General features: G+C 51.5%; 25 protein-coding genes and 1 tRNA gene. 15 read left to right on the top strand and 11 right to left on the bottom strand.

Going from position 1 to position 24,088, the window contains the following annotated elements:
• Positions 1–37: 37 nt before the first annotated feature.
• Both arcC and arcA read right to left on the bottom strand, forming a co-directional pair.
• Positions 38–949: a carbamate kinase gene (gene arcC / locus ABIE11_RS15235; protein WP_429184813.1), complete on the bottom strand. Its 912-nt coding sequence runs from the start codon at positions 947–949 to the stop codon at positions 38–40.
• Between the two features lie 10 nt (positions 950–959).
• Positions 960–2,180: an arginine deiminase gene (arcA, locus tag ABIE11_RS15230; RefSeq protein WP_100777812.1), complete on the bottom strand. Its 1,221-nt coding sequence runs from the start codon at positions 2,178–2,180 to the stop codon at positions 960–962.
• Between the two features lie 675 nt (positions 2,181–2,855).
• On the opposite strand from arcA, the gene ABIE11_RS15225 reads away from it, so the two are divergent.
• The 5 genes from ABIE11_RS15225 to ABIE11_RS15205 all read left to right on the top strand — a co-directional run bounded on the left by ABIE11_RS15225 (position 2,856) and on the right by ABIE11_RS15205 (position 9,767).
• Positions 2,856–3,308 (top strand): YhcH/YjgK/YiaL family protein, encoded by a 453-nt coding sequence (locus tag ABIE11_RS15225; RefSeq protein WP_409256016.1) that lies wholly within the window; start codon positions 2,856–2,858, stop codon positions 3,306–3,308.
• Between the two features lie 199 nt (positions 3,309–3,507).
• Complete coding sequence (locus ABIE11_RS15220; RefSeq protein WP_319424072.1) at positions 3,508–4,416, top strand: dihydrodipicolinate synthase family protein; 909 nt, start codon at positions 3,508–3,510, stop codon at positions 4,414–4,416.
• Between the two features lie 14 nt (positions 4,417–4,430).
• A complete protein-coding gene (locus ABIE11_RS15215; RefSeq protein WP_123429576.1) occupies positions 4,431–6,398 on the top strand; it encodes a YjhG/YagF family D-xylonate dehydratase in 1,968 nt (655 codons plus the stop codon).
• A gap of 354 nt (positions 6,399–6,752) precedes the next feature.
• The gene (locus tag ABIE11_RS15210) at positions 6,753–8,135 is read left to right on the top strand and encodes a glycoside-pentoside-hexuronide (GPH):cation symporter (RefSeq protein ID WP_429184861.1); all 1,383 of its coding nucleotides are present in this window, start codon (positions 6,753–6,755) and stop codon (positions 8,133–8,135) included.
• Between the two features lie 12 nt (positions 8,136–8,147).
• Positions 8,148–9,767 (top strand): glycoside hydrolase family 43 protein, encoded by a 1,620-nt coding sequence (locus tag ABIE11_RS15205; protein WP_429184812.1) that lies wholly within the window; start codon positions 8,148–8,150, stop codon positions 9,765–9,767.
• Between the two features lie 4 nt (positions 9,768–9,771).
• Here ABIE11_RS15205 and ABIE11_RS15200 read toward each other — a convergent pair whose 3' ends face one another.
• The 3 genes from ABIE11_RS15200 to argL form a co-directional block, all read right to left on the bottom strand.
• Positions 9,772–10,530 (bottom strand): IclR family transcriptional regulator, encoded by a 759-nt coding sequence (locus tag ABIE11_RS15200; protein WP_100777807.1) that lies wholly within the window; start codon positions 10,528–10,530, stop codon positions 9,772–9,774.
• A gap of 153 nt (positions 10,531–10,683) precedes the next feature.
• A complete protein-coding gene (gene argF / locus ABIE11_RS15195) occupies positions 10,684–11,688 on the bottom strand; it encodes an ornithine carbamoyltransferase (RefSeq protein WP_429184811.1) in 1,005 nt (334 codons plus the stop codon).
• Positions 11,658–11,753 (bottom strand): putative translational regulatory protein ArgL, encoded by a 96-nt coding sequence (gene argL, locus ABIE11_RS15190; RefSeq protein WP_228483316.1) that lies wholly within the window; start codon positions 11,751–11,753, stop codon positions 11,658–11,660. Before argL ends, argF begins: the two co-directional genes overlap by 31 nt.
• Before the next feature lie 99 nt (positions 11,754–11,852).
• On the opposite strand from argL, the gene rraB reads away from it, so the two are divergent.
• From rraB to ABIE11_RS15160, 6 genes are all read left to right on the top strand, one after another.
• Positions 11,853–12,278 (top strand): ribonuclease E inhibitor RraB, encoded by a 426-nt coding sequence (gene rraB / locus ABIE11_RS15185; RefSeq protein WP_100777805.1) that lies wholly within the window; start codon positions 11,853–11,855, stop codon positions 12,276–12,278.
• Between the two features lie 170 nt (positions 12,279–12,448).
• Positions 12,449–13,207 carry a tRNA isopentenyl-2-thiomethyl-A-37 hydroxylase MiaE gene (gene miaE, locus ABIE11_RS15180; RefSeq protein ID WP_123429573.1) on the top strand — a complete coding sequence of 253 codons (759 nt, stop codon included), beginning with the start codon at positions 12,449–12,451 and terminating at the stop codon, positions 13,205–13,207.
• Between the two features lie 27 nt (positions 13,208–13,234).
• Positions 13,235–13,966: a topoisomerase II gene (locus ABIE11_RS15175; protein WP_231276095.1), complete on the top strand. Its 732-nt coding sequence runs from the start codon at positions 13,235–13,237 to the stop codon at positions 13,964–13,966.
• A 106-nt stretch (positions 13,967–14,072) separates the two neighbouring features.
• Positions 14,073–14,157: transfer RNA gene (locus ABIE11_RS15170), tRNA-Leu, on the top strand.
• A 520-nt stretch (positions 14,158–14,677) separates the two neighbouring features.
• Positions 14,678–15,004, top strand: a complete 327-nt coding sequence (locus tag ABIE11_RS15165; RefSeq protein ID WP_429184810.1) for a hypothetical protein — start codon at positions 14,678–14,680, stop codon at positions 15,002–15,004.
• A 9-nt stretch (positions 15,005–15,013) separates the two neighbouring features.
• A complete protein-coding gene (locus tag ABIE11_RS15160) occupies positions 15,014–15,274 on the top strand; it encodes a hypothetical protein (protein ID WP_429184809.1) in 261 nt (86 codons plus the stop codon).
• A 26-nt stretch (positions 15,275–15,300) separates the two neighbouring features.
• Here the strand turns inward: ABIE11_RS15160 and yecR are convergent, their stop codons facing one another.
• The gene (yecR, locus tag ABIE11_RS15155) at positions 15,301–15,621 is read right to left on the bottom strand and encodes a YecR family lipoprotein (protein WP_429184808.1); all 321 of its coding nucleotides are present in this window, start codon (positions 15,619–15,621) and stop codon (positions 15,301–15,303) included.
• Between the two features lie 196 nt (positions 15,622–15,817).
• Here yecR and ABIE11_RS15150 point away from each other — a divergent pair, with 196 nt between their 5' ends.
• Together ABIE11_RS15150 and ABIE11_RS15145 are read left to right on the top strand one after the other, a co-directional pair.
• A complete protein-coding gene (locus ABIE11_RS15150; RefSeq protein WP_429184807.1) occupies positions 15,818–16,228 on the top strand; it encodes a hypothetical protein in 411 nt (136 codons plus the stop codon).
• A gap of 10 nt (positions 16,229–16,238) precedes the next feature.
• Positions 16,239–16,529 carry a hypothetical protein gene (locus ABIE11_RS15145; RefSeq protein WP_429184806.1) on the top strand — a complete coding sequence of 97 codons (291 nt, stop codon included), beginning with the start codon at positions 16,239–16,241 and terminating at the stop codon, positions 16,527–16,529.
• A 23-nt stretch (positions 16,530–16,552) separates the two neighbouring features.
• Here the strand turns inward: ABIE11_RS15145 and ABIE11_RS15140 are convergent, their stop codons facing one another.
• From ABIE11_RS15140 to ABIE11_RS15125, 4 genes are all read right to left on the bottom strand, one after another.
• Entirely contained in the window at positions 16,553–16,765 is a 213-nt protein-coding gene (locus ABIE11_RS15140) for a hypothetical protein (protein WP_429184805.1), read from the bottom strand.
• A 33-nt stretch (positions 16,766–16,798) separates the two neighbouring features.
• Entirely contained in the window at positions 16,799–17,218 is a 420-nt protein-coding gene (locus ABIE11_RS15135) for a tyrosine-type recombinase/integrase (RefSeq protein ID WP_429184804.1), read from the bottom strand.
• Positions 17,219–17,341: 123 nt separating this feature from the next.
• A complete protein-coding gene (locus ABIE11_RS15130; protein WP_429184803.1) occupies positions 17,342–18,589 on the bottom strand; it encodes an LlaJI family restriction endonuclease in 1,248 nt (415 codons plus the stop codon).
• Positions 18,590–18,594: 5 nt separating this feature from the next.
• Positions 18,595–20,115, bottom strand: coding sequence for an McrB family protein (locus ABIE11_RS15125; RefSeq protein WP_429184802.1), 1,521 nt, complete (start codon positions 20,113–20,115; stop codon positions 18,595–18,597).
• A 96-nt stretch (positions 20,116–20,211) separates the two neighbouring features.
• Between ABIE11_RS15125 and dcm the strand changes: the two genes are divergently transcribed.
• Positions 20,212–21,522, top strand: a complete 1,311-nt coding sequence (dcm, locus tag ABIE11_RS15120) for a DNA (cytosine-5-)-methyltransferase (RefSeq protein ID WP_429184801.1) — start codon at positions 20,212–20,214, stop codon at positions 21,520–21,522.
• Between the two features lie 268 nt (positions 21,523–21,790).
• Here dcm and ABIE11_RS15115 read toward each other — a convergent pair whose 3' ends face one another.
• Positions 21,791–22,801, bottom strand: a complete 1,011-nt coding sequence (locus ABIE11_RS15115) for a LacI family DNA-binding transcriptional regulator (protein WP_429184800.1) — start codon at positions 22,799–22,801, stop codon at positions 21,791–21,793.
• Between the two features lie 197 nt (positions 22,802–22,998).
• On the opposite strand from ABIE11_RS15115, the gene ABIE11_RS15110 reads away from it, so the two are divergent.
• A complete protein-coding gene (locus ABIE11_RS15110) occupies positions 22,999–24,087 on the top strand; it encodes a cellulase family glycosylhydrolase (protein WP_429184799.1) in 1,089 nt (362 codons plus the stop codon).
• Position 24,088 lies beyond the last annotated feature (1 nt).

The following is a 24,088-nucleotide window of genomic DNA, read 5'->3' as shown; positions in this document are numbered from 1 at the left end:
GGAAATGCCAGGGGCAGGGTGAAGGGAAAAATAGGAATCAATTGCGAATCAACGTCCCCTTGTCGCCTGCCAGAATCGCGGCACCGTCGGCCAGCGCGCCGATCCCGGCGATACCGTTGCAGGCCTCGACAAATTCACGGCAAGCGGCAACTTTCGGCCCCATCGAACCGGCATCGAACTTCATGGTTTTGAGCACCTCCGGAGAGACCTGCGCAAGCGGGCGTTGGGTCGGTTTGCCCCAGTCGAGGTACACCGCGTCGGCGTCCGTGAGGATCAACAGCGCGTCGGCCTCTATCTGGCGGGCCAGCAGGGCGGCGGAGAGATCTTTGTCGATGACCGCTTCAATACCGCGGTAGCCGTTGGCGTTCTCCACCACCGGGACGCCGCCGCCGCCGTTGCAAATCACCAGATGATCGCGCGCTATCAGGGCAGTAATGGCGTCGCTCTCAACGATGCGTTTCGGCTGTGGCGACGGCACCACGCGGCGGAAGTAGCTGCCGTCGGCTTTAAACACCCAGCCTTTTTCTGCCCGCAGGGTGTTGGCCTGCTCTTCGCTGTACACCGGACCGATGTATTTGGTCGGGTTGCGAAACGCCGGGTCGTTGCCATCGACTTCGACCTGCGTCAGCAGGACGCTCACCTCGCGCTGCGGCAGGTTGTTTTTCAGCGCTTGCTGGAGCATGTAGCCGATCATTCCCTGGCTTTCAGCCCCGAGAATGTCGAGCGGATAGGGCGTGACCTTGTCGTAGGCGCTGTTTTGCAGCGCCAGCAGCCCGACTTGCGGCCCGTTGCCGTGGACCAGCACCACGCGCCACTGGGCGGTGAGTCCGGCGATAGTGCGGGCCGCCAGTTCGATGTTCTGGCGCTGAATGTCCGCTTCCAGCGGTTCGCCGCGTTTGAGCAGCGCGTTACCGCCCAGCGCCACGACCAGAGTGGGTTTTCTTTCCATGATGGCTCCTTTAAATTCCGTCGCGTTCCAGCGGGCAGCTCATGCAGCGCGCACCGCCGCGACCACGTCCGAGTTCGTCGCCCGGAATCGGCAGCACGGTGATCCCGGCTTTGTCGTATTTCTCGTTGGTCCAGATGTTGCGCTCGTAGCCAATTACCACGCCGGGGCGAATGGTCAGCACGTTGTTGGCGTCGTTCCACTGCTCGCGTTCGGCTTCGAAAGCGTCGCCGCCGGTGGTGATCAGTCGTATCTGGTTAACGCCGAGGGCTTTTTCGAGGGCGTGGAGCAGGTCAGTTTCCTGGGTGCGCAGCAGGCCGCCGCGACCGTCCGGGGTGAGCGTCCAGCACTGGGCGTCTTTGCGCACCACTTCCGGGTAGACGGAGAAGGTATCGACGTCGATGTGGGTCATGACCGTGTCGAGGTGCATACAGGAGCGGTGTTTCGGCAGTTCGACGGCAATCACGCGTTCGGCCTGGCGGTGTTTAAACAGGCTTTGGGCCAGGAATTCGACGCCCTGCGGAGTGGTGCGTTCAGACATGCCAATTAATACGGCGCCGCGACCAATCACTAATACGTCGCCGCCCTCTAATGTGGCGTGATCGTAATTAATATTCTCATCGCCAAAGTATTTAATAAAGTCACCATCGGCAAACGCCGGGTGCCAGCGATATATTGCGCGCAGATTATTGGTTTCACGCTGACGGGCCGGTTTTGCCATCGGGTTAATTGAAACACCGTTATAAATCCAGCATGAGGTGTCGCGTGTAAATAAATGGTTGGGCAGCGGCTTCATAATAAAATCATTGGCCGTATGGGTATCGACCACCATATTTTTAATCGAGGCCGGGATTTCGCCGTAGGTCAACCCCCCGCTCAGACGGCGGGCCAGTTCGCGATGGGACATATCCGCCAGCCAGCCGCGCACATCGTTGGCGAAGGTGGGGCCGAGGCGATAGTCAGAGATTTGGGTGTCCAGCAGCCAGGCTTTTGCGTCTTTATTATCAAGCGTTTGGGTGAGTAAATCGGTTAGCAGCAGGACTTCCACTCCCTGCTCGCGTAAGGTGTTTGCGAAGATATCGTGCTCTTCACCCGCCCGCTCGACGGACAGAACGTCATCGAACAACAGCTCCTGACAATTCGACGGCGTTAAGCGTTTCAGACTTAAATTCGGGCGATGCAGCATAACGCTACGCAATTGACCAATTTCAGAACCGACGTAATGCTTTTCCATAATTATTCCTTTAACTGTTTTTTCAGAATAAAAAGGGCTGTGCTATGAATCGTTATTAATCCATAGCCCTTTAAGCTCAATTGATTTCAAGGCCCATAGTAGGCAGTTAAGAATTGTATTTTGTGATGTGGCTCACGTGAGATCGGATATTGTCGGCTTTGTTTTCTATTGCATGATTCGCGTCAGATTATGCTTAATTAGGTTATATTCGGGAATGAATCATTAAGCATAATTGGCTGGGGTTATTTGAGATTGTTATTGTTATGTATAATGAAATAATCAGACATAAATAACTAACGGTATGATTTAAAAGGATAAAAATTTTCACTAAGAATGAATATGCACTCATCTCCGTTAACTATTTTTGTCCTAAGGTAAATTAATAAATAACTATCCAAATTATTTGAAATTAAACGGATTGATAAACTGTGACCCGACAAGGCGTTTTTTACTTAGCACCGCGAAATCAGTGGCTTATAAGAATCTACGCAAAGCCTCTGACCGTGGTTATGCATAATCGGTGCATAGTTGCCTGGCAGGGTTTAACAGGTGGATAACACATTTCCCGATAAACATGCGCTGGCGCAAAGAGGGTGAAAAAAGGGGTGGTATGGCAGAGAGAATTCTCGTATAAAAGTTGAAAATGAAACATTGTTTTATATTGAGGGTTTACTCATGATCGTTGGCAACATTCATCACCTCCAGTCCTGGCTGCCGGAAGAGCTGCGCCAGGCTATCGAACACGTCAAAGCGCACGTCACCGACGCTACCTCGCTCGGCAAGCACGATATCGACGGCAACAACCTGTTTTATCTGGTCTCAGAAGACATGACACAGCCGTTCGCCGAGCGCCGCGCGGAGTATCATGCCCGTTATCTGGACATTCAAATCATCATGAAAGGCCAGGAAGGGATGACGTTCAGCACGCTACCCCACGGCACGCCGGACACCGACTGGCTGGCGGATAAAGACATCGCGTTCCTGCCGGAAGGCGATCAGGAAAAAACCGTGGTGTTAAGCGAAGGGGATTTTGTGGTGTTTTACCCGGGCGAAGTGCATAAACCGCTGTGTGCGGTGGGCAGCCCGGCGCATGTGCGTAAAGTCGTCGTGAAGATGCTGGTGGCATAATTTCCCTCGCCCGGTGGCGCCTCGCTCACCGGGCTACAACTTTTATCCCTCGTTTCATCATTTCGTGATCCAGTCTAAAAAATCGCCCCTTACTGATTTTTCCCGGTTTACCTCTTTGCGCGTCGCGGCTTAGTATGAGAGTCAAATAAATGAACGCTGTTCTATAATGTAGAACAAACTGTATCAACAGGGAGATCACATGCAGCAGACCGTGCAGTTCTCGGGGATTATTCCACCTGTCTCCACCCTTTTCACCGCCGAAGGCCAGCTCGATAAATCCGGCACCGCCGCGCTCATCGACGACATGATTCATGCGGGCGTCGACGGACTGTTCTTTTTAGGCAGCGGGGGTGAGTTTTCTCAGCTCAATGCCGACGAGCGTAAAGCGATTGCCGAATTTGCAATTGAGCATGTTAATCGCCGGGTGCCGGTGCTGATTGGCACCGGTGGAACCAATGCCCGGGAAACCATTGAACTCAGCCAGCATGCCCAGCGTGCGGGTGCCGATGGCATTGTGGTGATTAACCCTTATTACTGGAAAGTGTCCGAGCAGAATCTGATCCGCTATTACCAGCAGGTGGCTGCCAGCGTGACGCTCCCGGTGATCCTCTATAACTTCCCGGCGCTGACCGGCCAGGACTTAACGCCCGCGCTGGTGAAAACGCTGGCCGATACGTGCGCCAATATTGTCGGCATCAAAGACACCATCGACTCTGTGGCCCATTTGCGCAGCATGATCCAGACCGTGAAAGGGGCGCATCCGCACTTCACTGTGCTCTGCGGGTATGACGATCACCTGTTCAATACGCTGCTGCTGGGCGGCGACGGGGCCATTTCGGCCAGCGGCAACTTTGCGCCGCAGGTCTCGGTCAAACTGCTGCAGGCGTTCCGCGACGGCGATCTGGCCCAGGCCGCGCAGTATCACCAGACGATGCTGCAAATCCCGCAGATGTATCAGCTCGATACGCCGTTTGTGAATGTGATCAAAGAGGCGATTTCTCTGTGCGGGCGGCCGGTTTCGACCTATGTGCTGCCGCCAGCCAGCCCGCTGGATGAGTCACGCAAGGCGCAGCTGAAATCGCTGTTGCAACAGCTGAAACTCTGCTGAACCGGAAGGATAAGATGGCGATAGAGACGATTTTTACCCCGCAGGATGATGCATTTTATTCCGTTATCACCCATGCGGCCGGGCCGCAGGGCGCGCTGCCGCTGACGCCGCAAATGCTGATGGAGTCGCCGAGTGGCAACCTGTTTGGTATGACGCAGAACGCGGGCATGGGCTGGGACGCCAATAAACTCACGGGTAAAGAGGTGCTGATTATCGGCACTCAGGGCGGGATTCGCGCGGGAGATGGCCGCCCGGTGGCGCTTGGGTATCACACCGGCCACTGGGAAATCGGCCTGCAAATGCAGGCGGCGGCAAAAGAGATCACCCGCAACGGGGGAATTCCGTTTGCGGCCTTTGTCAGCGATCCCTGCGACGGGCGCTCGCAAGGGACGCACGGGATGTTCGATTCTCTGCCGTACCGCAACGACGCCGCCATCGTTTTCCGCCGTCTTATTCGTTCGCTCCCCACGCGCAGGGCGGTGATTGGCGTCGCCACCTGTGACAAAGGCCTGCCCGCGACTATGATTGCACTCGCCTCCATGCACCATCTGCCGACCATTCTGGTGCCGGGTGGCGCGACGTTGCCGCCAACGTTCGGCGAAGATGCCGGAAAGGTGCAGACCATCGGCGCGCGCTACGCTAACCATGAACTCTCATTGCAGGAAGCCGCTGAACTGGGCTGCCGCGCCTGTGCTTCACCGGGCGGTGGCTGCCAGTTTTTAGGCACCGCCGGAACATCACAGGTAGTGGCCGAAGCGCTCGGGCTGGCGCTACCACACTCAGCGCTGGCTCCATCCGGGCAGGATGTGTGGCTGGAAATTTCGCGACAGTCGGCCCGCGCTGTGGCGCAGCTCGACGACCGCGGGATCACTACGCGCGATATCCTGACGGACAAAGCCATTGAAAACGCGATGGTGATCCACGCCGCGTTTGGGGGATCGACCAATCTGCTGCTGCATATTCCTGCGATCGCCCATGCGGCGGGTTGCACGATCCCGGATGTCGATCACTGGACGCGGATCAACCGCAGCGTGCCGCGCCTGGTGAGCGTGCTGCCGAACGGACCGGATTATCACCCGACCGTGCGCGCGTTCCTCGCGGGCGGCGTGCCGGAAGTGATGCTCCATCTGCGCGATCTCGGCCTGCTGCATCTGGATGCCATGACGGTGACGGGCCAGACGGTCGGTGAAAACCTCGACTGGTGGCAAGCCTCCGAGCGTCGCGAACGTTTCCGTCAGTGTTTGCGTGAGCAGGACGGTGTTGATCCTGATGATGTGATCCTGCCGCCGGAACGGGCCAAAGCCCGCGGGCTGACCTCCACCGTGGCCTTTCCGGTGGGGAATATCGCGCCGGAAGGATCGGTGATAAAAGCCACGGCGATCGATCCGTCGGTGGTGGGTGAGGACGGTGTGTATCGTCATACTGGCCGGGCGCGGGTATTTGTCTCCGAAGCGAGGGCAATCAAAGCCATCAAAAGCGGGGAGATCGTGCGCGGCGATATCATGGTCGTTATCGGCGGAGGCCCGTCCGGTACCGGAATGGAAGAGACTTACCAGTTAACCTCGGCGCTAAAACACGTCTCCTGGGGCAAGACCGTATCCCTGATCACCGACGCCCGTTTCTCCGGCGTATCGACCGGCGCCTGTTTTGGCCACGTAGCACCCGAAGCACTGGCCGGTGGGCCGATTGGCAAGCTGCGCGATAACGACATCATCGAGATCGAGGTGGACAGGCTTTCGTTAACTGGCCGGGTGAATTTCATCGGCACGGCGCAGCATCCGCTTACGCCGGAAGAGGGCGCTGCGGAGCTGGCGCGTCGGGCGCCGCACCCGGAGTTACATGCCCACGATTTCTTGCCGGACGATACGCGACTTTGGGCGGCGTTGCAGTCGGTGAGCGGCGGGACCTGGAAAGGCTGTATTTATGATACCGATAAAATTATCGAGGTGATTAACGCCGGTAAAAAAGCACTCGGAATATAAAGCATAAAATAAATTTAACTGCCTGTGATGATTATTTGCGGGCGGTTTTATTGCGCCTGTAATATAGCGATATCTAATAAATTGCTGTTTTCATAACGTATTAAAAATAAAAGCTAAAACTATTTTTTAATTTGTGGGTATATAACGACGATTATCACAAAAGTAAAATATCATAATTCATAAATAAGATATGACCATTGCTGGTTAATCGATCATTTACTTACACTCAATTAACACGAAATAGTCCGATCAGCACACGAAAAAAGGGTGTATTCCTGACGATGCACCAGGTATTGCTTTTGCCTGGAACAGGTCCCTGACGTTTGCACTTTTTCACTTTCTGCGTTGGGGGTAATCATGCAATTAACCATGAAAGATAAAATTGGCTACGGGCTGGGTGATACCGCCTGTGGTTTTGTCTGGCAGGCCACGATGTTTTTGCTGGCCTATTTTTATACGGATGTGTTTGGTTTATCGGCGGGCATTATGGGGACGCTGTTTTTAGTGTCGCGCATACTCGACGCCGTCACCGATCCGCTGATGGGGCTGCTGGTGGATCGCACCCGCACGCGCCACGGCCAGTTCCGCCCGTTCCTGCTCTGGGGCGCGATCCCGTTTGGCGTCGTCTGCATGCTGACTTTCTACACGCCGGACTTTTCCGCCAACGGCAAAATCATCTACGCCTGCGTGACCTACATTCTGCTGACGCTGGTCTATACCTTCGTGAACGTCCCTTACTGCGCCATGCCCGGAGTGATCACCGCCGATCCGAAAGAGCGTCATGCGCTCCAGTCGTGGCGTTTTTTCCTCGCCGCCGCGGGATCGCTGGCGATCAGTGGGATTGCGCTGCCGCTGGTGGGGATCATCGGTAAAGGCAACGAACAGCTGGGCTACTTTGGCGCGATGTGCGTGCTCGGCCTGAGCGGTGTGGTGCTGCTGTATGTCTGCTTCTTTACCACCAAAGAGCGTTATACCTTTGAGGTGCAGCCGGGTTCGTCGGTATCAAAAGATTTGAAGCTGCTGTGGGGCAACAGCCAGTGGCGGATTATGTGCGCGTTCAAAATGATGGCGACCTGCTCAAACGTAGTGCGCGGTGGGGCCACGCTCTATTTCGTGAAATACGTGATGGACCATCCGGAGATGGCCACGCAGTTCTTACTCTACGGCAGCATCGCCACCATGTTTGGCTCGCTCTGTTCATCCCGGGTGTTAGGCCGCTTCGACCGCGTGAAATCGTTCAAGTGGATTATCGTGGCGTACTCGCTGATCAGCCTGCTGATTTTCATCACGCCGGTGGCGTATATCGGCCTGATTTTCGCCCTCAATATCCTGTTCCTGTTTGTCTTTAACACCACCACGCCGCTGCAATGGCTGATGGCCTCCGATGTTGTCGATTATGAAGAGAGTCGCAGCGGCCGCCGTCTGGACGGGCTGGTGTTCTCTACCTATCTGTTCAGCCTGAAAATCGGCCTGGCGATTGGCGGCGCGGTGGTCGGCTGGATCCTCGCCTATGTCAATTACTCCGCCAGCAGCAGCGTGCAGCCCATCGAAGTGCTGACCACCATCAAAATCCTGTTCTGCGTGGTTCCGGTGGTGCTCTACGTCGGCATGTTCATCATGCTCTCGCTCTACAAACTCAGCGATGACCGCGTCGAGGCCATCAGCCAGCAACTGCTTAAACACCGTGCGGCGCAGGGCGAGGATCTTCCCGCTGCGGCGACGGCGGCATCCCATTAAGAAGGAGACGCTATGTACACTATCACTAACCCGATTCTGAGCGGATTCAACCCGGACCCGTCCCTGTGCCGGCAGGGTGAGGATTATTACATTGCCACCTCGACCTTTGAGTGGTTCCCCGGCGTGCGGATTTATCACTCGCGCGATTTGAAAAACTGGTCGCTGGTGAGCACGCCGCTGGATCGTGTGTCGATGCTGGATATGAAAGGCAATCCTGATTCTGGCGGCATCTGGGCGCCGTGTCTGAGCTACGCCGACGGGCAGTTCTGGCTGCTGTACACGGACGTGAAAATCGTCGATTCCCCTTGGAAAAATGGCAAAAATTTCCTCGTCACCGCGCCGTCCATCGAAGGGCCGTGGAGCGAGCCGATTCCGATGGGCAACGGTGGCTTTGATCCGTCGCTGTTCCACGATGACGATGGCCGCAAATATTACATTTACCGACCGTGGGGGCCTCGCCACCACAGCAATCCGCATAACACCATCGTGATGCAGGAGTATTTCCCGCAGACGCAGCGGCTTTCGCCGGAGCGCAAAACGCTGTTTACCGGCACACCGCTGTGCTACACGGAAGGGGCGCATCTCTATCGCAAGGAGGGCTGGTACTATCTGATGGTCGCGGAGGGGGGCACCAGCTACGAACATGCCGTGGTCGTGCTGAGATCCAAAAACATCGATGGCCCTTACGAGCTGCACCCCGAGGTGACGATGATGACCAGCTGGCATCTGCCGGAAAATCCGCTGCAAAAGAGCGGGCACGGATCGCTGCTGGAGACGCACACCGGCGAGTGGTATATGGCGTATCTGACCAGCCGACCGCAGCGTTTGCCGGGCGTGCCGCTGCTGGCCTCTGGCGGACGCGGGTACTGTTCGTTAGGGCGTGAAACCGGGATCGCACGCATCACCTGGCGTGACGGCTGGCCCTATGTCGAGGGCGGGAAACACGCGCAGGTCCACGTACCGGGGCCGCAGATGGTGGAGAGTCAAAGCGTGTCGACGGCGAACTGGCGCGATGATTTTGATACATCAACGCTTAACCCGGAGCTGCAAACCTTGCGCATTCCGTTCGACGATTCTCTCGGATCGCTGACGGCACGCCGGGGATTCCTGCGGCTGTATGGCAACGACTCCCTCAACTCGACCTTTACCCAGTCCACCGTGGCGCGGCGCTGGCAGCATTTCGCGTTTCGCGCCGAGACGCGCATGGAGTTTGCCCCACGCCATTTCCAGCAAAGTGCCGGGTTAACCTGCTACTACAACAGCAAAAACTGGAGCTACTGCTTTGTCGACTACGAGGATGGGAAGGGCAGGACGCTCAAGGTGATTCAGCTCGATCAGAACGTGCCGTCGTGGCCGCTGCACGAGCAGCCGATCCCCGTGCCGGACGACGCGCTGGGCGTGTGGCTGCGTGTTGACGTCGAGCATTTAGTTTATCGCTACAGCTATTCGTTTGACGGCGAGCAGTGGCAGACCGTGCCCGTCACCTATGACGCGTGGAAACTGTCGGATGATTACATCGGCGGCCGTGGGTTCTTTACGGGGGCGTTTGTCGGACTGCACTGTGAAGACATCAGCGGCGATGGCTGTTATGCCGATTTTGATTACTTCAGCTATACGCCTGCCACAGCGTGACGCTTCAGGCCGGGTAGCCCAGCGCTTTTGAGAGCTGCAGCCCGGCCTCTTCCAGCATTCCCCGGAAGCGGGCAAACGCGTCATCATCGACCCGCGAGGTTAAGGTTGAGAGACTCAGCGCCGCAATCACGCGGGATTCATGATTCCACACCGGCACCGAAACGCAGCGCACACCCTGTTCGTTCTCTTCGCTATCGAGGGCGTAACCCTGAGCGCGGGTTTGCGCCAGCGCCGCCAGCAGCGCCTCGCGCGAGGTTATCGTCGCCGGGGTGAAAGAGGTGTATTGATAGCCGTCGAGCAGGGCGTTGAGGTCGGTATCGTTGAGCCAGGCGATCAACACTTTCCCGATGGCAGTCGCATGGACGGGAAGACGACGACCAATGCGTGAATAGGCAATGGCTGCCAGCTTGCCTTCGATCTTCTCGATATAGACACCTTCGCGCCCGTCGAGAATGCCCAGATGGGTGGTCTGCCCGGTGCGCTGCGACAGATCCGTCAGCCAGCCCTTCGCCTTCTGGCGAATATCCATCGAGCTCACCACAAAATGGCCGCGCTCCACCAGTTTCATGCCGAGACGATATTTGCCATTTTCCGGATTCTGATCGATATAGCCGTGCAGCTGGAGCGTTTTGAGCAGCGAGTGAAGCGTGCTTTTGCTCAAACCCATCTGTTTACTGATGTCAGTGATCTTCAGCTCCGTCGCCTGTTCATTAAACAGGTCGAGGATCTGCAAGGCACGTTCAACAGACTGAATAATAGGCATAATTAAGGACCGTCCACGCTGGAGTTCAGGTGAAAAAGTACCTTTTTTTCGCTGAAAAATCAATCGAATGGCGGTAAAAGCAAAACGGCAACCCCAGGTCGCCGTTTTTGCGGTTGATTCTTTCTGCCGTGTGGAGAAAGCGAGAGTGAAGGCTTACTCCGCAAGTGTCGCCACCATGACGGCTTTAATGGTATGCATCCGGTTTTCCGCCTGGTCAAAGACGATGCTCGCCGCCGACTCAAACACTTTATCGGTCACTTCCATTCCGCCGTGCAGATCGAACTCTTTCGCCATCTGCTTGCCGAGGGTCGTTTGATCGTCATGGAACGCCGGCAGACAGTGCAGGAACTTGACGTTCGGATTGCCCGTCAGGGCCATCATTTCGCAATTCACCTGATAGTTACGCAGCAGCGCGATACGCTCCGCCCATTTCTCTTTTGGCTCGCCCATCGACACCCAGACGTCCGTATAGATGAAGTCCGCGCCTTTCACTCCGGCGATCACATCTTCCGTCAGGGTGATTTTGCCGCCATTCTGCACCGCCAGCGCGCTGCACTCCGCCACCAGGCTCTCATCCGGCCAGCAGGCTTTAGGCGCGACCAGACGCAGATCCAGCCCGACCAGCGCCGCCGCTTCCAGCATCGAATTGCCCATGTTGTTGCGCGCATCGCCCGCATACACCAGCGTCATCTGGTTGAACGCTTTGCCCGGCAGGTGCTCCTGCATGGTCAGCAAATCCGCCAGCAGCTGGGTAGGGTGGAACTCGTTGGTTAGCCCATTCCATACCGGCACACCGGCATATTCCGCCAGGGTTTCGACCACCTCCTGGCCGTGGCCGCGATACTGAATTCCGTCGTACATCCGCCCGAGTACGCGGGCCGTATCCTTAATTGACTCTTTATGCCCAATCTGGCTGCCGCTCGGGCCGAGATAAGTGACGCGCGCGCCCTGGTCAAATGCGGCAACTTCGAAAGAGCATCGTGTACGGGTTGAGTCTTTTTCGAAGATGAGCGCGATATTTTTGCCAGTAAGCGACTGAACTTCAGTGTTATTTTTTTTATCCGCTTTAAGCTTTGCCGCGAGCGTCAGCAAAGAGTTGAGCTGTGCAGGGGTAAAATCGAGCAATTTCAGGAAGTGCTTTTTATACAGTTCAGACATGTTATCCTCACATGGCAAAGGCCACTTATTGAATTAAAATTCACTTTATATGTATGAATATTCATTTGCAACCCTGTTTCACAATTCTTTCTTACATTAGGTGGAGGCAAACACGTCCGTGTGTGAAAATAGAGGTATCTGCCGAACTTAAAGAGGAACGAGCCATGGCAAACCCAGAACTGCTGGAAGAGCAACGCGAAGAGACGCGCCTGATCATTGAAGAGCTGCTGGAAGACGGCAGCGATCCGGACGCGCTGTACACCATCGAGCACCATTTCTCTGCAGATGACTTTGAATCGCTGGAGAAACTGGCGGTAGAAGCGTTCAAAATGGGTTACGAAGTGACCGAGCCGGAAGAGCTGGAAGTGGAAGAGGGCGAAACCGTCATCTGCTGCGACATCCTGAGCGAAGGGGCGCTGAAAGCAGAGCTGATCGATGCGCAGGTTGAGCAGTTGATGGATCTGGCCGAGAAGTTTGAAGTGGAGTACGACGGCTGGGGAACCTACTACGAAGATCCAAACGGCGAAGACGGCGATGACGAAGACGATGAAGATTTCGTCGACGAAGATGACGACGGCGTGCGCCACTAATTAATAAAATACACAACATCATTCACGCTGCGTCGAGGCGGCAACTGAGTGAGTCCCGGCGAGCTTACACAGGTAAGTGACCAGGGGGAACGAGGGCAGCCAACGAAGAAGCAGCGTGAAGGATAAAGTGTATTGCGGCAGCTTCGGCTGCCGCTTTGTAAGGTTTCATCATGGACTACCCGCAGATACTCACCCCCGTTCTTAACTTCCTCCACTGCCCGACCCCGCAAGCATGGATTGATAAAGCCCGCGACCCGGCAAACCTGCCGCTCCTGCTCACCGACCACATGGTGTGTGAACTCAAAGCCGCCCAGACGGCGCTCCTGCTGGTGCGTAAATATGTCGCCGACAAAAGTGGGGCCGACGCGCTGCTCGACTGGCTCAAACCCTACGAAGCCTTCACCTTCCGCGAAGGGCCGGAACCGGATTTTATCGCCCTGCATAAGCAGATTGGTAAAAGCGTGATGCCCAAAACCGACGACCCGTGGGGGCAGGCGCTGATCGACAGTATGGTGCTGCTGATTAAAGAGGAGCTGCACCACTTCTGGCAGGTGCGCGAGGCGATGCTGGCGCGCAATATTCCGTACGTCAAAATCACCGCCAGCCGCTACGCCAAAGGGATGCTGAAGGAAGTGCGCACTCACGAACCGCTGACGCTGATCGACAAGCTGATTTGCGGTGCGTACATCGAAGCGCGCTCCTGCGAGCGTTTCGCCGCGCTGGCGCCATTCCTCGACGACGACCTGCAGAAGTTCTATCTGTCGCTGCTGCGCTCGGAAGCACGCCATTACCAGGACTATCTGACACTTGCCCAACAGGTGAGCGACAACGATATCTCTTCACGCGTACAGCTTTTTGGTGAAATTGAAGCCACACTTATCTCGACACCGGACAGTGAGTTTCGTTTTCATAGCGGCGTGCCGGTGTAATCCGACAGATCAAAAGGATGCGAGACGATGAAGAGAGCCTGGAAACCGATTGTGATTGTTGCCGTACTGGCCGCTGCCGTGGCGTGCTGGGTCTATTACGATAAACAACGCCTGCAACAAAACCCCGAACAGCAACTCGACACCACGCTCAACAGTATGCCTGCCTGGCAGGTGCTGAAGGAGCAAGAACCCGCATTCCAGCAGCGCATCCGTGAACAGATCCTCGCGATGCAAAAAGAGGGTGATTCCGAGCAACAGATCATCGATGTGATTCAACCGCAGATCCTGCACCTGCAGATGTCGCGCCTGCAGACCGCGCCGGACGCGAACGTGGTGGATTATATGAAGGCGAATATGGAACAGACCGCCGCCATTCAGAAGGTGAGCGACGATGCCTGTTTCCGCTTTCTCTACCCGGACGTGAAGGGCGGCATCAACCCGATGCGGGTGCTGGATAAGCCGATGATGCAGCGCCGCATGCAGGCCGACGCCGACATGATGCGCGCCGCCTACGGCAAAAACCGCCACACCGTGACGGCGCAGGAGCGCGACACCGCCATCGCCGACGTGCGCCCGATCATGAAGGAGCTGGCCGCGAAGTACGGCGAGGATATTCAGCTGCTGCAGATGCCAGACAAGGCGACGGGCAAAGAGAAGTTGTCGTGCGATATGGTGCAGGAGATGTGGGCTAAAGTGCTGCAACTGCCTGAAAGCCATGCCGCCGGCGTGATTCGGCTGGCGGTTTCGGAGCTGGAGTGACGATGGGCGCTGTTTTTTTGGGCACTTAGCGCGGGTTTAGCGCGTCGTCGCTTGCATGGCGGCGCGCGACAGGTATAATCCACAACGTTTCCGCATCCCCTTCAGTGCCGAAGTGGCGAAATCGGTAGACGCAGTTGATTCAAAATCAACCGTAGAAATACGTGCCGGTTCGAGTCCGGCCTTCGGCACCAAGTCACTAAATTCCTTTAAAAGCAATGAGTTAGTGTGAAAACCCTGCCTCGTTTGCATATAAGAAATGTCAGTTCCCTATCAAGTACAAAAGCCACTATGTTTGTTAATGGCTTTCGTATGTTAGCACGCAGTGGCAAGTAGTTACCAGGCTCAACCTTGTATCGCTTTTCCATTGAAGCCGGAAGACGTGCCGCCGTCTATAAACCTATACCAAACACTTACAGAGAAGTGCATTTTTTGCCGATGCTTCCACATGCCACACGTCGAGATGACGTTGCAGGGAATAAACAGGTTTATGGTGGTTATGGTACTTGCAGACCATATGCAAGCTCTGCCAGCGGTTCGGCCTCGCTCCTTCGGGTACATGGTCATCCTGATAAACTTCACTGTCTGGCATACTCCTGAGGTTGTCGCCTAACGGCTCCGCGCGTTGTCTTACCACCAACGGGCATTAGGGCTTGTATTGTTCAAAATCTGCGCTACGCTACCTTTGATTACCCACAGCAAAGGATAAATAAGATGCAAAAAGAACACTTTAAGGCTCATGTTCAGTATGACGACTGGAAGGGAAGCGTTGCAGCAGACAGTGCTGATCAGGAAGACTTTAGCGACTTTCTGAGAGACAAAGGGGTGTTGAAAGAAGGTGAGATTGTGAAAGGTATTTCCTTCTACTCAGCAGAGCGTTTCTTTGATGTTGAAGCATTTGTTTCAGACGATGAACATGGGTTAAGAAGGGAAAAAGTCAAAATGACGCTTGAGGATTTTTTCAAAACCTTCAAGCGTTTTTCAGTCAAGATTTCTCGCAATGGGGAACTTGATGATCAAGAAATCGAGTTCAAAGAGTAAGGAATCATCATGAGTATTTACTTCACTGATCATGGCAGTGCTATTGAATACCAGGTAGAAGGACGTTGGACAGTCAAGGGAGATTATTTGCAGGTCAACCATGGCCCTAACATCCTAGGCGGCTTGTACAAAATCAACGACAATAAAGTGAAATTCCCATTCGACTACAAAGAAGTTGAGGGAGTGATCGACACTGAGAAACTGACTTTAACCGTGTGTGGCATCAAATACAAAATGAGAAAAATGCAAACAAATCCGTGGACTGTATAACTAAAAGGGGGCTATGCCCCCTTATGTTATTTCTTCAAGTCACCAGTACATTGATATTCCATTGTGACCATTGTTTCCATACATCCACTTGAGGATGGTTGAGAACAAACTGAAGTATAACCGCCGAACGGCTCAGCACCAGAATAGCCCCATGCAGCGCAACGTTGTGCTGCTGCTTGAGCGCCTTGCTGAACATTCACTTTAGGGGATTCGAACATCCCGAAAGAATAGCTCATTTTTACAGTCCCATCGGCCTTGCTACCACCAGTAGGAACCAGTTGTTTCTGTACAGCACACCCAGAGAGAAGCAAAGTTGTAGCTACCAACACCAACAAACCTTTACACATAGAAATCATCCCGATTGATTGTTTTATTCTGAAGCGTCTGCAATGGTAAAACATAACTTTAAGAAGTTTAAGTGGATTCTGATTGTGATGTGACGACGGAAGTGTATTCGTCTTTGTGGAAGTCTTCCCCTTACTGGTACGCACATTAAATCGGCAGTAACATATTCTTCAAATCGATACATACGTAGGAGATGTTATGGCAGGTGTATTAGCAAGCACGGCGGCAGCTATAGGGATTCTTGATAAAGCGGTAAGCATTACTCAGAAGCTGGCAAATAACAGTGATGAACTGGACAAGGCTACGCTCAAACTTGAGTTAGCCAATCTAATGGTCGAACTTGCTAACGCCAAGATCGAAGCGATAACAACACAAACGCTACTTTTCGACGCTGAACAGAAAAATAAGCAGCTTGAAGAGCAGTTAAAGGATAAGCACGCTTTTACGTTTGACAGTGGACTTTACTGGAAAGAAGGAGATAAAACACCCTTCTGCCCTGCATGTAAAGAAAAAGATACAAAATTCATACACTTGCAATACTTTGCTGGAGGCGGTAGTTACAGTGCTGGTTGGTACTGTAAAGTATGCCGTAACGAATTTGAAGCATAGGAGATTTGGAATGATTGATCACAAGACAGTAAATATTAGGTATAACTTCAAGGGTAAGCCTGCTGAATCAGCGTATCAATTTGATGGGGTTGATTTGATCAACAGTGTCTTAGCCCATCTTGTTAACTTACATGTTGAACCGACTCATATTCCTGCTCAAGAACGTATGGAAAATGGCGGAATAAGAAACACTCAACGAAATGTTAATCTCATTGAACATGGGGTTGATGATGTATTTTACTTTGATGAAGAAAGTCAGGAATGGCTCGAAATTCCTTCAAAATGGTTAGTGAACGCATGAAGGCAGGGGGCAACCCCTGTCTGTTATTTCTCCGAATAATCAGTGTCGAATGTCTTGGCATACGGGCAACTTTGAGCACTCGTAACGTAGGTGAACAAGTAGTTGCTGTTCTGATACGTGCATAGCGTTTTTCCGTTCTCCGTCTGTTCCTCCTGAGGGTTGACCATAGTTATCTGTCCGGCGTGAGTCGCCAGGGCTGGCAGCATTGCAAGCGTCAGCACAATCAAGCGTTTCATGCGCGTGCCCCTCCCTTAATGCCCGTTGAATACTTAGTTCGTAGTGCGTCTACTTTGGCCTGAGTGATACCCAGGTAGGCGCGGGTGTGTTCGGTGGATCTTACTAATCACCTCCAGGTCTTCGCCGTGGGCGTGAGCGATAGCCGCTACGGTCTTACGCGCGCTGTGCATGGCGATCACTGCATCCTGTGGAAGCAAGCCCCGCATTTTGAGCTTGTTCACTGCATACTGAATCTCTGCATGGATTTTAGAACGGCTAATCGGCTTGCCCTTGCTCCGGTTGCTGTCATTCTGGAACACATACACGTTTTCCCCGCGCTCGTTATAACGAACCTTGAGCACCTCCCTTGCTGTCTCCGTGAGTTCCACCTCTACCGCTTCCTTGGTCTTGTCCTGGGTGATACGCAAAAGCTTGCTACCAATATGCAGCTCATCCCAACGCCAGGAACGCATATCTACGCCACGAAGCTGTGCCTCTACACCGATAGAGAAGCTGCCAAAAGGCAGTTTTTTTTTGTGTGACTCTTATTGCAACGTTTTAATCAGTTTCTTAACGTTACTCATTATAATCAATAATTATATTTTTAATAAATCCTTGGAGAGGCTTTGAAGCTTTTTGTTAGAAATATAGTTGTTAATAAGCGTCAAGGGTTCAATGTAGATGCATTCTATTGGCATATATATTTCGTCCAATAATTTTTCTGAAACAGGATCTTGTAAATGCGCTGATTCTACAATTTGTAAGGCTCCCGGAAATATGAAATAGTTGTAAATAGTAGCAGATGAATAAATCTCTTTCAGGGCGAGAGCATAAAAAAATTGTTTTATTAAATCTGGCCATCCTGGAAGATTAGATATGTTATCAGCACCATAATATTTGGCATCAATAACAGAAAATATATTTTCGCTTGGAGCTTTGAGAACAGTATCTGTTCGCCCGCCTTTCTGAGATGCTGCTTGGTATGAACCATTCATTTTGTAAGAGGGCTTTGCTAATAAATGATTTATTTCAAACTTCCAGATCATGCAACTGTCGATCATTTTCTCCCACATAGAGTGAAATTTGTTAATACCAATAACAATATTATTAGATGAATGACTCTCACTCAGAGATAAATATGCGCATAAATTTTTTATGAGTCTAATTTCTCGATCGGCATATAGATTGTTTAGTTCTTTTTTTAAAGACTGAATCTGATATTTAACATCAAAGTTCGGTAGTGAAATATCAGCTAAATCTTGCTGTATCTTTGGATCTTCTGCAAAATAAATCCATCCTATAATATGCTCTAGATCTCGAATTACTTTTGCATGTATTCTAGTTATATCATTATCTAATGATATATTTTTTTTATATCCAAAAGTGTCAATATATATTTGCGAGCTGTCGGAAGGAAAGCTCTGTATTTTATTTATTGTTCGTTTCCAGCATGTTTTTCCCTGATTCTTTTTTATGTCTGATGATCTCTTAATATACAGTCCATATGCAACATAATCATTTAGTAAAGAAAATGCTAAACTTAGAAAACTATCTCCCAATATGCGGTCAGATGTACCATCTGCAATATTTGAACGATATCTGTTTTGCACGTATTTATGAATGGCTCGAATAAGAGACGAACCGATCTTTTTTGGGTTACAATCTACGGGAATAACGCTATTTCTAGGAAGGAAAATGTTAGAGGTGCCGTTGATAACTACAAGGCCACAGAAATCGAGTCTATCATGAATGCTTTGTATAATCCCTTCAGATTCAAAAGCTTGGAGAATTTGATCTGGTAGTGAATTAATAGCGCATCTGTCCTCATAAAGTTTTATATCCATAGCGATTAATTATCTACCTGTTGGATTTGTCCTGCCGCTAATAATAACTCTTCGACCTCAGTTTTGAAAATAGAATAACCATCTGAGTATGCTGAAACAAGCTGTCCAAAAGTAGTTAATGGTACACCATTCACCTCCGAAGCAAAGATACTCTGACGTCTACCGTGTCTAAGTACATCGTCCCAAAGATATACTAAAAGTTTATAGCGAAGTGTGTCACGTGAAGAGTTGATGTCTGCAATTTCGCTTAAAGAAAGAAATCGGTGTCCTAATAATCGGTCTTCAGGAACATCAATTTCCATCAATTTTTGGTTAATAACTTTAGCAAAGTCTCGCCATTCAATTAATAAATTTGTGCCTAGAATAGGAAGTGAAAGAAGGCCTGAAGTGGCATTATCATAATCAATAGGCATATACTTTATAGCCCAACGACGCTTAAAGGCAGTATCCAAAGTATTTACTCCTTGATCGCTGCTATTCATCGTTGCCAACAATGTAAGGTTAGCCGGAATTGCTAGTTTTTCGATTCTTTGGGGCGAGATGCTTCCATTTATGTAATCAAGCATGTCTGGATCAATATCAATTTCATAAGTTGCGTCTGGTTCTATTAGCTGAAAAAGATCACCAAATACAGATGCGGCAGGGGCTCGGTTTATTTCCTCAATAACTAAATAAACACGTTGTGAGGGGTTTTTTATTGCTTGGACATATGCAGTAGTAAAAGGGCCTGGACGAAAGGTGTACCCTACTGTTCGACCAGAACCGAAATCTTCCATTTTTGGTCTCAAGCTTCCAACGAAATCACTATACTGTGTTTCAGGGTGGAAAACAGTTCGGATTTTAATAGCGCCTACAGTTTGTTGTTCAATTGCCCAACTTTTACCAGTGCCTGGAGCACCTAGGAAGATAGTGTTTAATTGACTCTTTATATTATCATTATTACTAATGGTTGCCGAAGTGAATGTGGTAGGGATGCTAAGAGTACAATCTTCAATTGCTATTTCTAAAAAAATAATTGCTTCAGTAATATTAGTATCAGTAAATGGAATTCGATTGTCTAAATCGAATGGGTTAATTCCATTAGCTATATGTACAACTCTTGATATTGCATTAAAAAATAGTTTGGACTGTTCCTGAGCTGCAACTTTTGCTCGAGGATGGGTAAACACCATTTCTCCCAGTACACGCATCAGCTTTTCAAAGTACTTCCACTCATTGCAATTGACTTCGCCCGCACTTTGAAGTCCGCTAAACAGATCTCTTGCCTCTTGTACGTTGTTGTTAAATGGTGCAGGAGATCTTTGTGAACAATTGATAAAACGCTTTGCCTGAGCATTACTTAGGATATCCCGTAGCGCTTGAAGGATGCTTTGGAAAGAAACATCATGAGCCTTTTGAGCACTGTTTGATATTTCAAAAAAAGACCCTGTATTCAAAAAGTTAACCTTGAAATCAGATTCTTCATTCCATGTACTGTTCAGTTGTTGCAATAGCTGTATTTGAGTTAACGACATTGTTGTCTCCATGTAGCCAGTTCCTCTTCCGTTAGGCTATTTCGTGTTGACTGTTTATACATACAGCGCTAGGATTGCCGGGATATAAACCGGATAAGGTATCGCTGAATGAACAACGTAAGTAAGTCTCAATATATCAAAGAAGTTAGAAAAAGATTAGGCCTTGGTCGCACAGAATTGGCCAACTTGTTGGGGCTTGGTTCTACTGGGGAGCGAACGATCCGTGGATGGGAAGAAGAAGAGCATGTACCATCAACGACTAAATGGCAGTCCATTTTGGAAGTTGAAAAGCAAATGACTAAGTACTTGGAGAATGCCCCTTTCCGCCAGCAGCCTTTAAGCGAATCCGAGTTTACTTTCATTGATCTATTTGCGGGAATAGGTGGCATACGACTTCCTTTTCAGCAACAGGGGGGGCACTGTGTCTTCACTTCTGAATGGGATAAATTCTCACAGAAAACTTATTTAACCAACTTTGGTGAAATGCCAAATGGCGATATAACAAAAATAAATGCGTCAGATATTCCTGATCATGACGTGCTGTTAGGTGGGTTCCCTTGCCAAGCGTTTTCGCAAGCAGGTTTAAAAAAAGGATTTAATGATACTCGAGGAACAATGTTTTTCGAAATACAGAGAATTTTAGCTGCTAAAAGACCTAAAGCCTTTATGCTTGAAAATGTAAAACAATTACAAGGGCATGATAAAGGGCGAACTTTACAAACAATACTGGATATTTTACGAGGGAACAGTAGCTACTCTGTTCCGGATGATATTCCTATTAGCGAAGATGCACGTACGGCTCTTTCAGAAAAGCTCAACTATTGGGTTGATTATAAAGTACTTAGAGCTGGGGATTTTGGGGCTCCCCAAAACCGTGAGCGAATTTTCATTGTAGGTTTTGATAAAGACTATTTCTGCGGTGTGGATTTTGATGCAGTGTTTGAATGGCCAACGCCACCGATGACACCGACTAAAGTAGGTTCTATATTGGAGGATTTGAGTAATATCAAAGAAGCTGAAGATAAGTTTACGATCTCAGATAAACTGTGGATTGGTCATCAAAAAAGGAAACTTGAACACGAGAAAAAAGGCAATGGTTTTGGCTATTCTTTATTCAATCACGATAGCGAGTATACGAATACTATAAGTGCTCGATATTATAAAGATGGTTCCGAAATACTTATTGATCAATCGGATATTGGAAAAAATCCTAGAAAACTAACTCCACGTGAATGTGCTCGTCTTCAAGGTTTCCCAGACGAATATATCGTTGATGCTGTGTCTCAGGGGCAAATTTATAAGCAATTTGGCAACTCGGTATGTATTAATGTTATACGTGCTGTTTCAGAAGAACTTCTGAGAGCGATGAGTGATGCAGAAAAAATAATTTCTAAAGAAAAAAAACGTACTGGAAGTTAGAGATTGCTCTTAAAACTTTATTATTATTTTAAAGGCGCCCATCGGCGCCTTCTCCACTCAATTGAGTTTTGAGTCTTTTACAGCCTTCATCAGTAATACTTAGACAAACTGTACCCACGGTAAGCATCAAAAACGATACGGACGTGTTGGTGCATATCCGTAGCACGTTAAACAGCACCGGTTTACTGAATCAATAAATTCATTTAAGCCCAGATGAATATAAAACCTAATAAGCAAGATTAGAGATGTATTTGAATATAGTTTTTATTCAAATACGCTCACTCGATCTCCTCACTCGCAAACGCCCCGCCAGCGTCACATGCGTCGCCGCATCTTCCTGATTGCACAAATACTCCACCGCCAGCCGTCCCAGCTCGCTGTACGGCAGCTGAATACTGGTTAGCGACGGGGTGAGCTGTTCGGAAATCTTCTGATCGTCATAGCCCGCCAGCAGCATATCGTCCGGGATTATCACGCCGTTCACCGCCAGCGCCTGATAGCAGCCGATCGCCAGCCAGTCGCTGGCGCAGAAGATCGCATCCGGGCGGGTAGGGAGTTGCAACAGGGACTCGGTGGCCGTGTAGGACTCACTGAACTGCCAGTTGGTCGGGCGAACCAGGCTCTCGTCGTACGCCAGCCCGGCCTGTTCGAGGGCGGCCTGGTAACCCGCTTGACGCTGGCGGGTGGCTTCCATCCAGCTCTCGCCGGTGATGTGCGCAATGCGTGTTGCCCCCTGGGCAATCAGATGACGCGTCACCTGGAAGGCGTTGGCGTAGTCGTCGGGAATGAACGATGGCAGCAGCGGTGAGCCGGGATCGCGCTGATTCAGCAACACCAGCGGGAGCTGCGTGCAGTCCTGGAAATCGGTCATGTCCACCAGCGTGGTGACGGGGGAGGCGAGAATAATCCCCACGCAGTTGCGCTTCTCCAGCTGGCGAATGATGTTCAGGGCCAGCTCCACGTCGTCGCCGTAATCGTACACGGTCAGCAGCGTCTCGTTGCGCCAGGCCGCATCCCGCGCCTGGCTGATGGCGTCGATAAAGGGATCGTAACTTTGCAGGGAGCTGACCAGCAGCGCCACCTCTTCCTGGTTGCGCGGCGTGTGAATGGCGGGCAGGCGATCGTAGCCCAGCTCTGCGGCCACGCCGATCACCCGCTGGCGCGTCTCGTCGCTGAGTTTGATGTTGCGGGACTGGTTGAGCACCAGCGATACCGTCGCCTGCGACACTCCCGCCGCCCGCGCAATATCGTTCATCGTGATTTTGTTTTTCCGCTTCATCCGTCCGCTCCCCCTTCAGAAACAGCATCATACCTCACGGCTTTGTCATCGGTCAGGCGAAAGCGCGGTCGATCACGTTTCTTACGCGCTCAAGCCTGAACTTTGTGATTGCTGTCGCTTTTCTGAATGCGCCTGTTTGCTCATTTATAACGCAACTAATATTTATTAGCTAAATATTATCAGCAAGTGAGGCGACGATGAAACAGCAGTGGAGCAAGGAACAGGCGCAGGCGTGGTATCAGCAAAAAGGGTGGCTGTGCGGATTTAACTATCTGCCATCGACGGCGGTGAACTGGACCGATATCTGGCAGCAGGAGACGTTCGATGCCGAAACCATCGACCGCGAGCTGGGCTGGGCGGCGGAGGCGGGCTACAACACCCTGCGCATAAATCTGCCGTTTATCGTCTGGGAGCACGATCGCGACGGGCTACTGGCGCGCATTGAGCACTTTCTGACGCTGGCTGACCGCCACGGGTTCAGCACTATGCTGACGCTGATGGACGACTGCGGGTTCTCGGGCGACGAGCCGTATCTTGGCCCGCAAAAGCCCCCGGTGCCGGGCAAACACAACAGCCAGGCGGCGGCAAGCCCAGGGCGCGATAAAGTGTGCGATCGCGACTGCTGGCCGCAAATTGAGCGCTATATCCGCGACGTTATCCGCCAGTTTCGCGATGATAAGCGCGTTCTGCTCTGGGATCTCTATAACGAACCGGGCAACCGCGGTATTTTTGCAACGGGCACCGTGGAAGTGCTCTATGACGAAAAACTGGAAACCTACGCGCATGAATTGATGAAACTGGCGTTCCAGTGGGCGCGCGAAGAAGATCCTGAGCAACCCCTGACGGTCTGCGCATGGCGCGTACCACCGGAAGAGGAAGGGGAGACGTTTTTCCAGCATCCGCTCGATCAAACCGCGCTGGGCCTGTCGGATGTCGTGAGTTATCACGCTTACACCAATACCGGACGTATGACGGCAATTATTCAGCAGTTACAGCAACTTGGCCGCCCCCTGTTTTGCACCGAATGGCTGGCGCGTCACGTCGGCAGCACCATCGAAGAGCAGCTACCGCTGATGTACACCGCGAAGGTCGCGCCCTATCAGTGGGGCCTGGTGCGCGGCAAAACCCAGACCTGGCTGCCGTGGCCGGTGATCATGACCGGCTCCACCGATTACTGCCGCCTGTGGTTCCACGACGTCTTTGAAGAGAACGGCATCCCGTTCTCGCGCAGCGAAATCGCCCTGATGCGCAAGCTCCGCCAAATCGCCCCGCAGCCGCAGGCATAAC

Origin of the sequence: Lelliottia sp. 489, from assembly GCF_050435885.1 — a bacterium.
GTDB classification, from domain to species: Bacteria; Pseudomonadota; Gammaproteobacteria; order Enterobacterales; family Enterobacteriaceae; genus Enterobacter; species Enterobacter nimipressuralis.
Note: the sequence above shows the minus strand (reverse complement) of the source record. Positions and strands in the feature narration are given on the sequence as shown.

Excerpts from the sequence above, each read along its gene's own strand:
- ABIE11_RS15225 (WP_409256016.1), top strand. The coding sequence starts at position 2,856 with ATGATCGTTGGCAACATTCATCACCTCCAGTCCTGGCTGCCGGAAGAG.
- ABIE11_RS15205 (WP_429184812.1), top strand. The coding sequence starts at position 8,148 with ATGTACACTATCACTAACCCGATTCTGAGCGGATTCAACCCGGACCCG.
- ABIE11_RS15115 (WP_429184800.1), bottom strand. The coding sequence starts at position 22,801 with ATGAAGCGGAAAAACAAAATCACGATGAACGATATTGCGCGGGCGGCG.
- ABIE11_RS15140 (WP_429184805.1), bottom strand. The coding sequence starts at position 16,765 with ATGAAACGCTTGATTGTGCTGACGCTTGCAATGCTGCCAGCCCTGGCG.
- ABIE11_RS15150 (WP_429184807.1), top strand. The coding sequence starts at position 15,818 with ATGGCAGGTGTATTAGCAAGCACGGCGGCAGCTATAGGGATTCTTGAT.
- argL (WP_228483316.1), bottom strand. The coding sequence starts at position 11,753 with ATGAATATTCATACATATAAAGTGAATTTTAATTCAATAAGTGGCCTT.
- ABIE11_RS15145 (WP_429184806.1), top strand. The coding sequence starts at position 16,239 with ATGATTGATCACAAGACAGTAAATATTAGGTATAACTTCAAGGGTAAG.
- miaE (WP_123429573.1), top strand. The coding sequence starts at position 12,449 with ATGGACTACCCGCAGATACTCACCCCCGTTCTTAACTTCCTCCACTGC.
- ABIE11_RS15175 (WP_231276095.1), top strand. The coding sequence starts at position 13,235 with ATGAAGAGAGCCTGGAAACCGATTGTGATTGTTGCCGTACTGGCCGCT.
- ABIE11_RS15160 (WP_429184809.1), top strand. The coding sequence starts at position 15,014 with ATGAGTATTTACTTCACTGATCATGGCAGTGCTATTGAATACCAGGTA.
- arcC (WP_429184813.1), bottom strand. The coding sequence starts at position 949 with ATGGAAAGAAAACCCACTCTGGTCGTGGCGCTGGGCGGTAACGCGCTG.
- ABIE11_RS15165 (WP_429184810.1), top strand. The coding sequence starts at position 14,678 with ATGCAAAAAGAACACTTTAAGGCTCATGTTCAGTATGACGACTGGAAG.
- ABIE11_RS15200 (WP_100777807.1), bottom strand. The coding sequence starts at position 10,530 with ATGCCTATTATTCAGTCTGTTGAACGTGCCTTGCAGATCCTCGACCTG.
- arcA (WP_100777812.1), bottom strand. The coding sequence starts at position 2,180 with ATGGAAAAGCATTACGTCGGTTCTGAAATTGGTCAATTGCGTAGCGTT.
- dcm (WP_429184801.1), top strand. The coding sequence starts at position 20,212 with ATGAACAACGTAAGTAAGTCTCAATATATCAAAGAAGTTAGAAAAAGA.
- yecR (WP_429184808.1), bottom strand. The coding sequence starts at position 15,621 with ATGTGTAAAGGTTTGTTGGTGTTGGTAGCTACAACTTTGCTTCTCTCT.
- ABIE11_RS15220 (WP_319424072.1), top strand. The coding sequence starts at position 3,508 with ATGCAGCAGACCGTGCAGTTCTCGGGGATTATTCCACCTGTCTCCACC.
- ABIE11_RS15215 (WP_123429576.1), top strand. The coding sequence starts at position 4,431 with ATGGCGATAGAGACGATTTTTACCCCGCAGGATGATGCATTTTATTCC.
- argF (WP_429184811.1), bottom strand. The coding sequence starts at position 11,688 with ATGTCTGAACTGTATAAAAAGCACTTCCTGAAATTGCTCGATTTTACC.
- ABIE11_RS15135 (WP_429184804.1), bottom strand. The coding sequence starts at position 17,218 with ATGCGTTCCTGGCGTTGGGATGAGCTGCATATTGGTAGCAAGCTTTTG.
- ABIE11_RS15125 (WP_429184802.1), bottom strand. The coding sequence starts at position 20,115 with ATGGAGACAACAATGTCGTTAACTCAAATACAGCTATTGCAACAACTG.
- ABIE11_RS15110 (WP_429184799.1), top strand. The coding sequence starts at position 22,999 with ATGAAACAGCAGTGGAGCAAGGAACAGGCGCAGGCGTGGTATCAGCAA.
- ABIE11_RS15130 (WP_429184803.1), bottom strand. The coding sequence starts at position 18,589 with ATGGATATAAAACTTTATGAGGACAGATGCGCTATTAATTCACTACCA.
- rraB (WP_100777805.1), top strand. The coding sequence starts at position 11,853 with ATGGCAAACCCAGAACTGCTGGAAGAGCAACGCGAAGAGACGCGCCTG.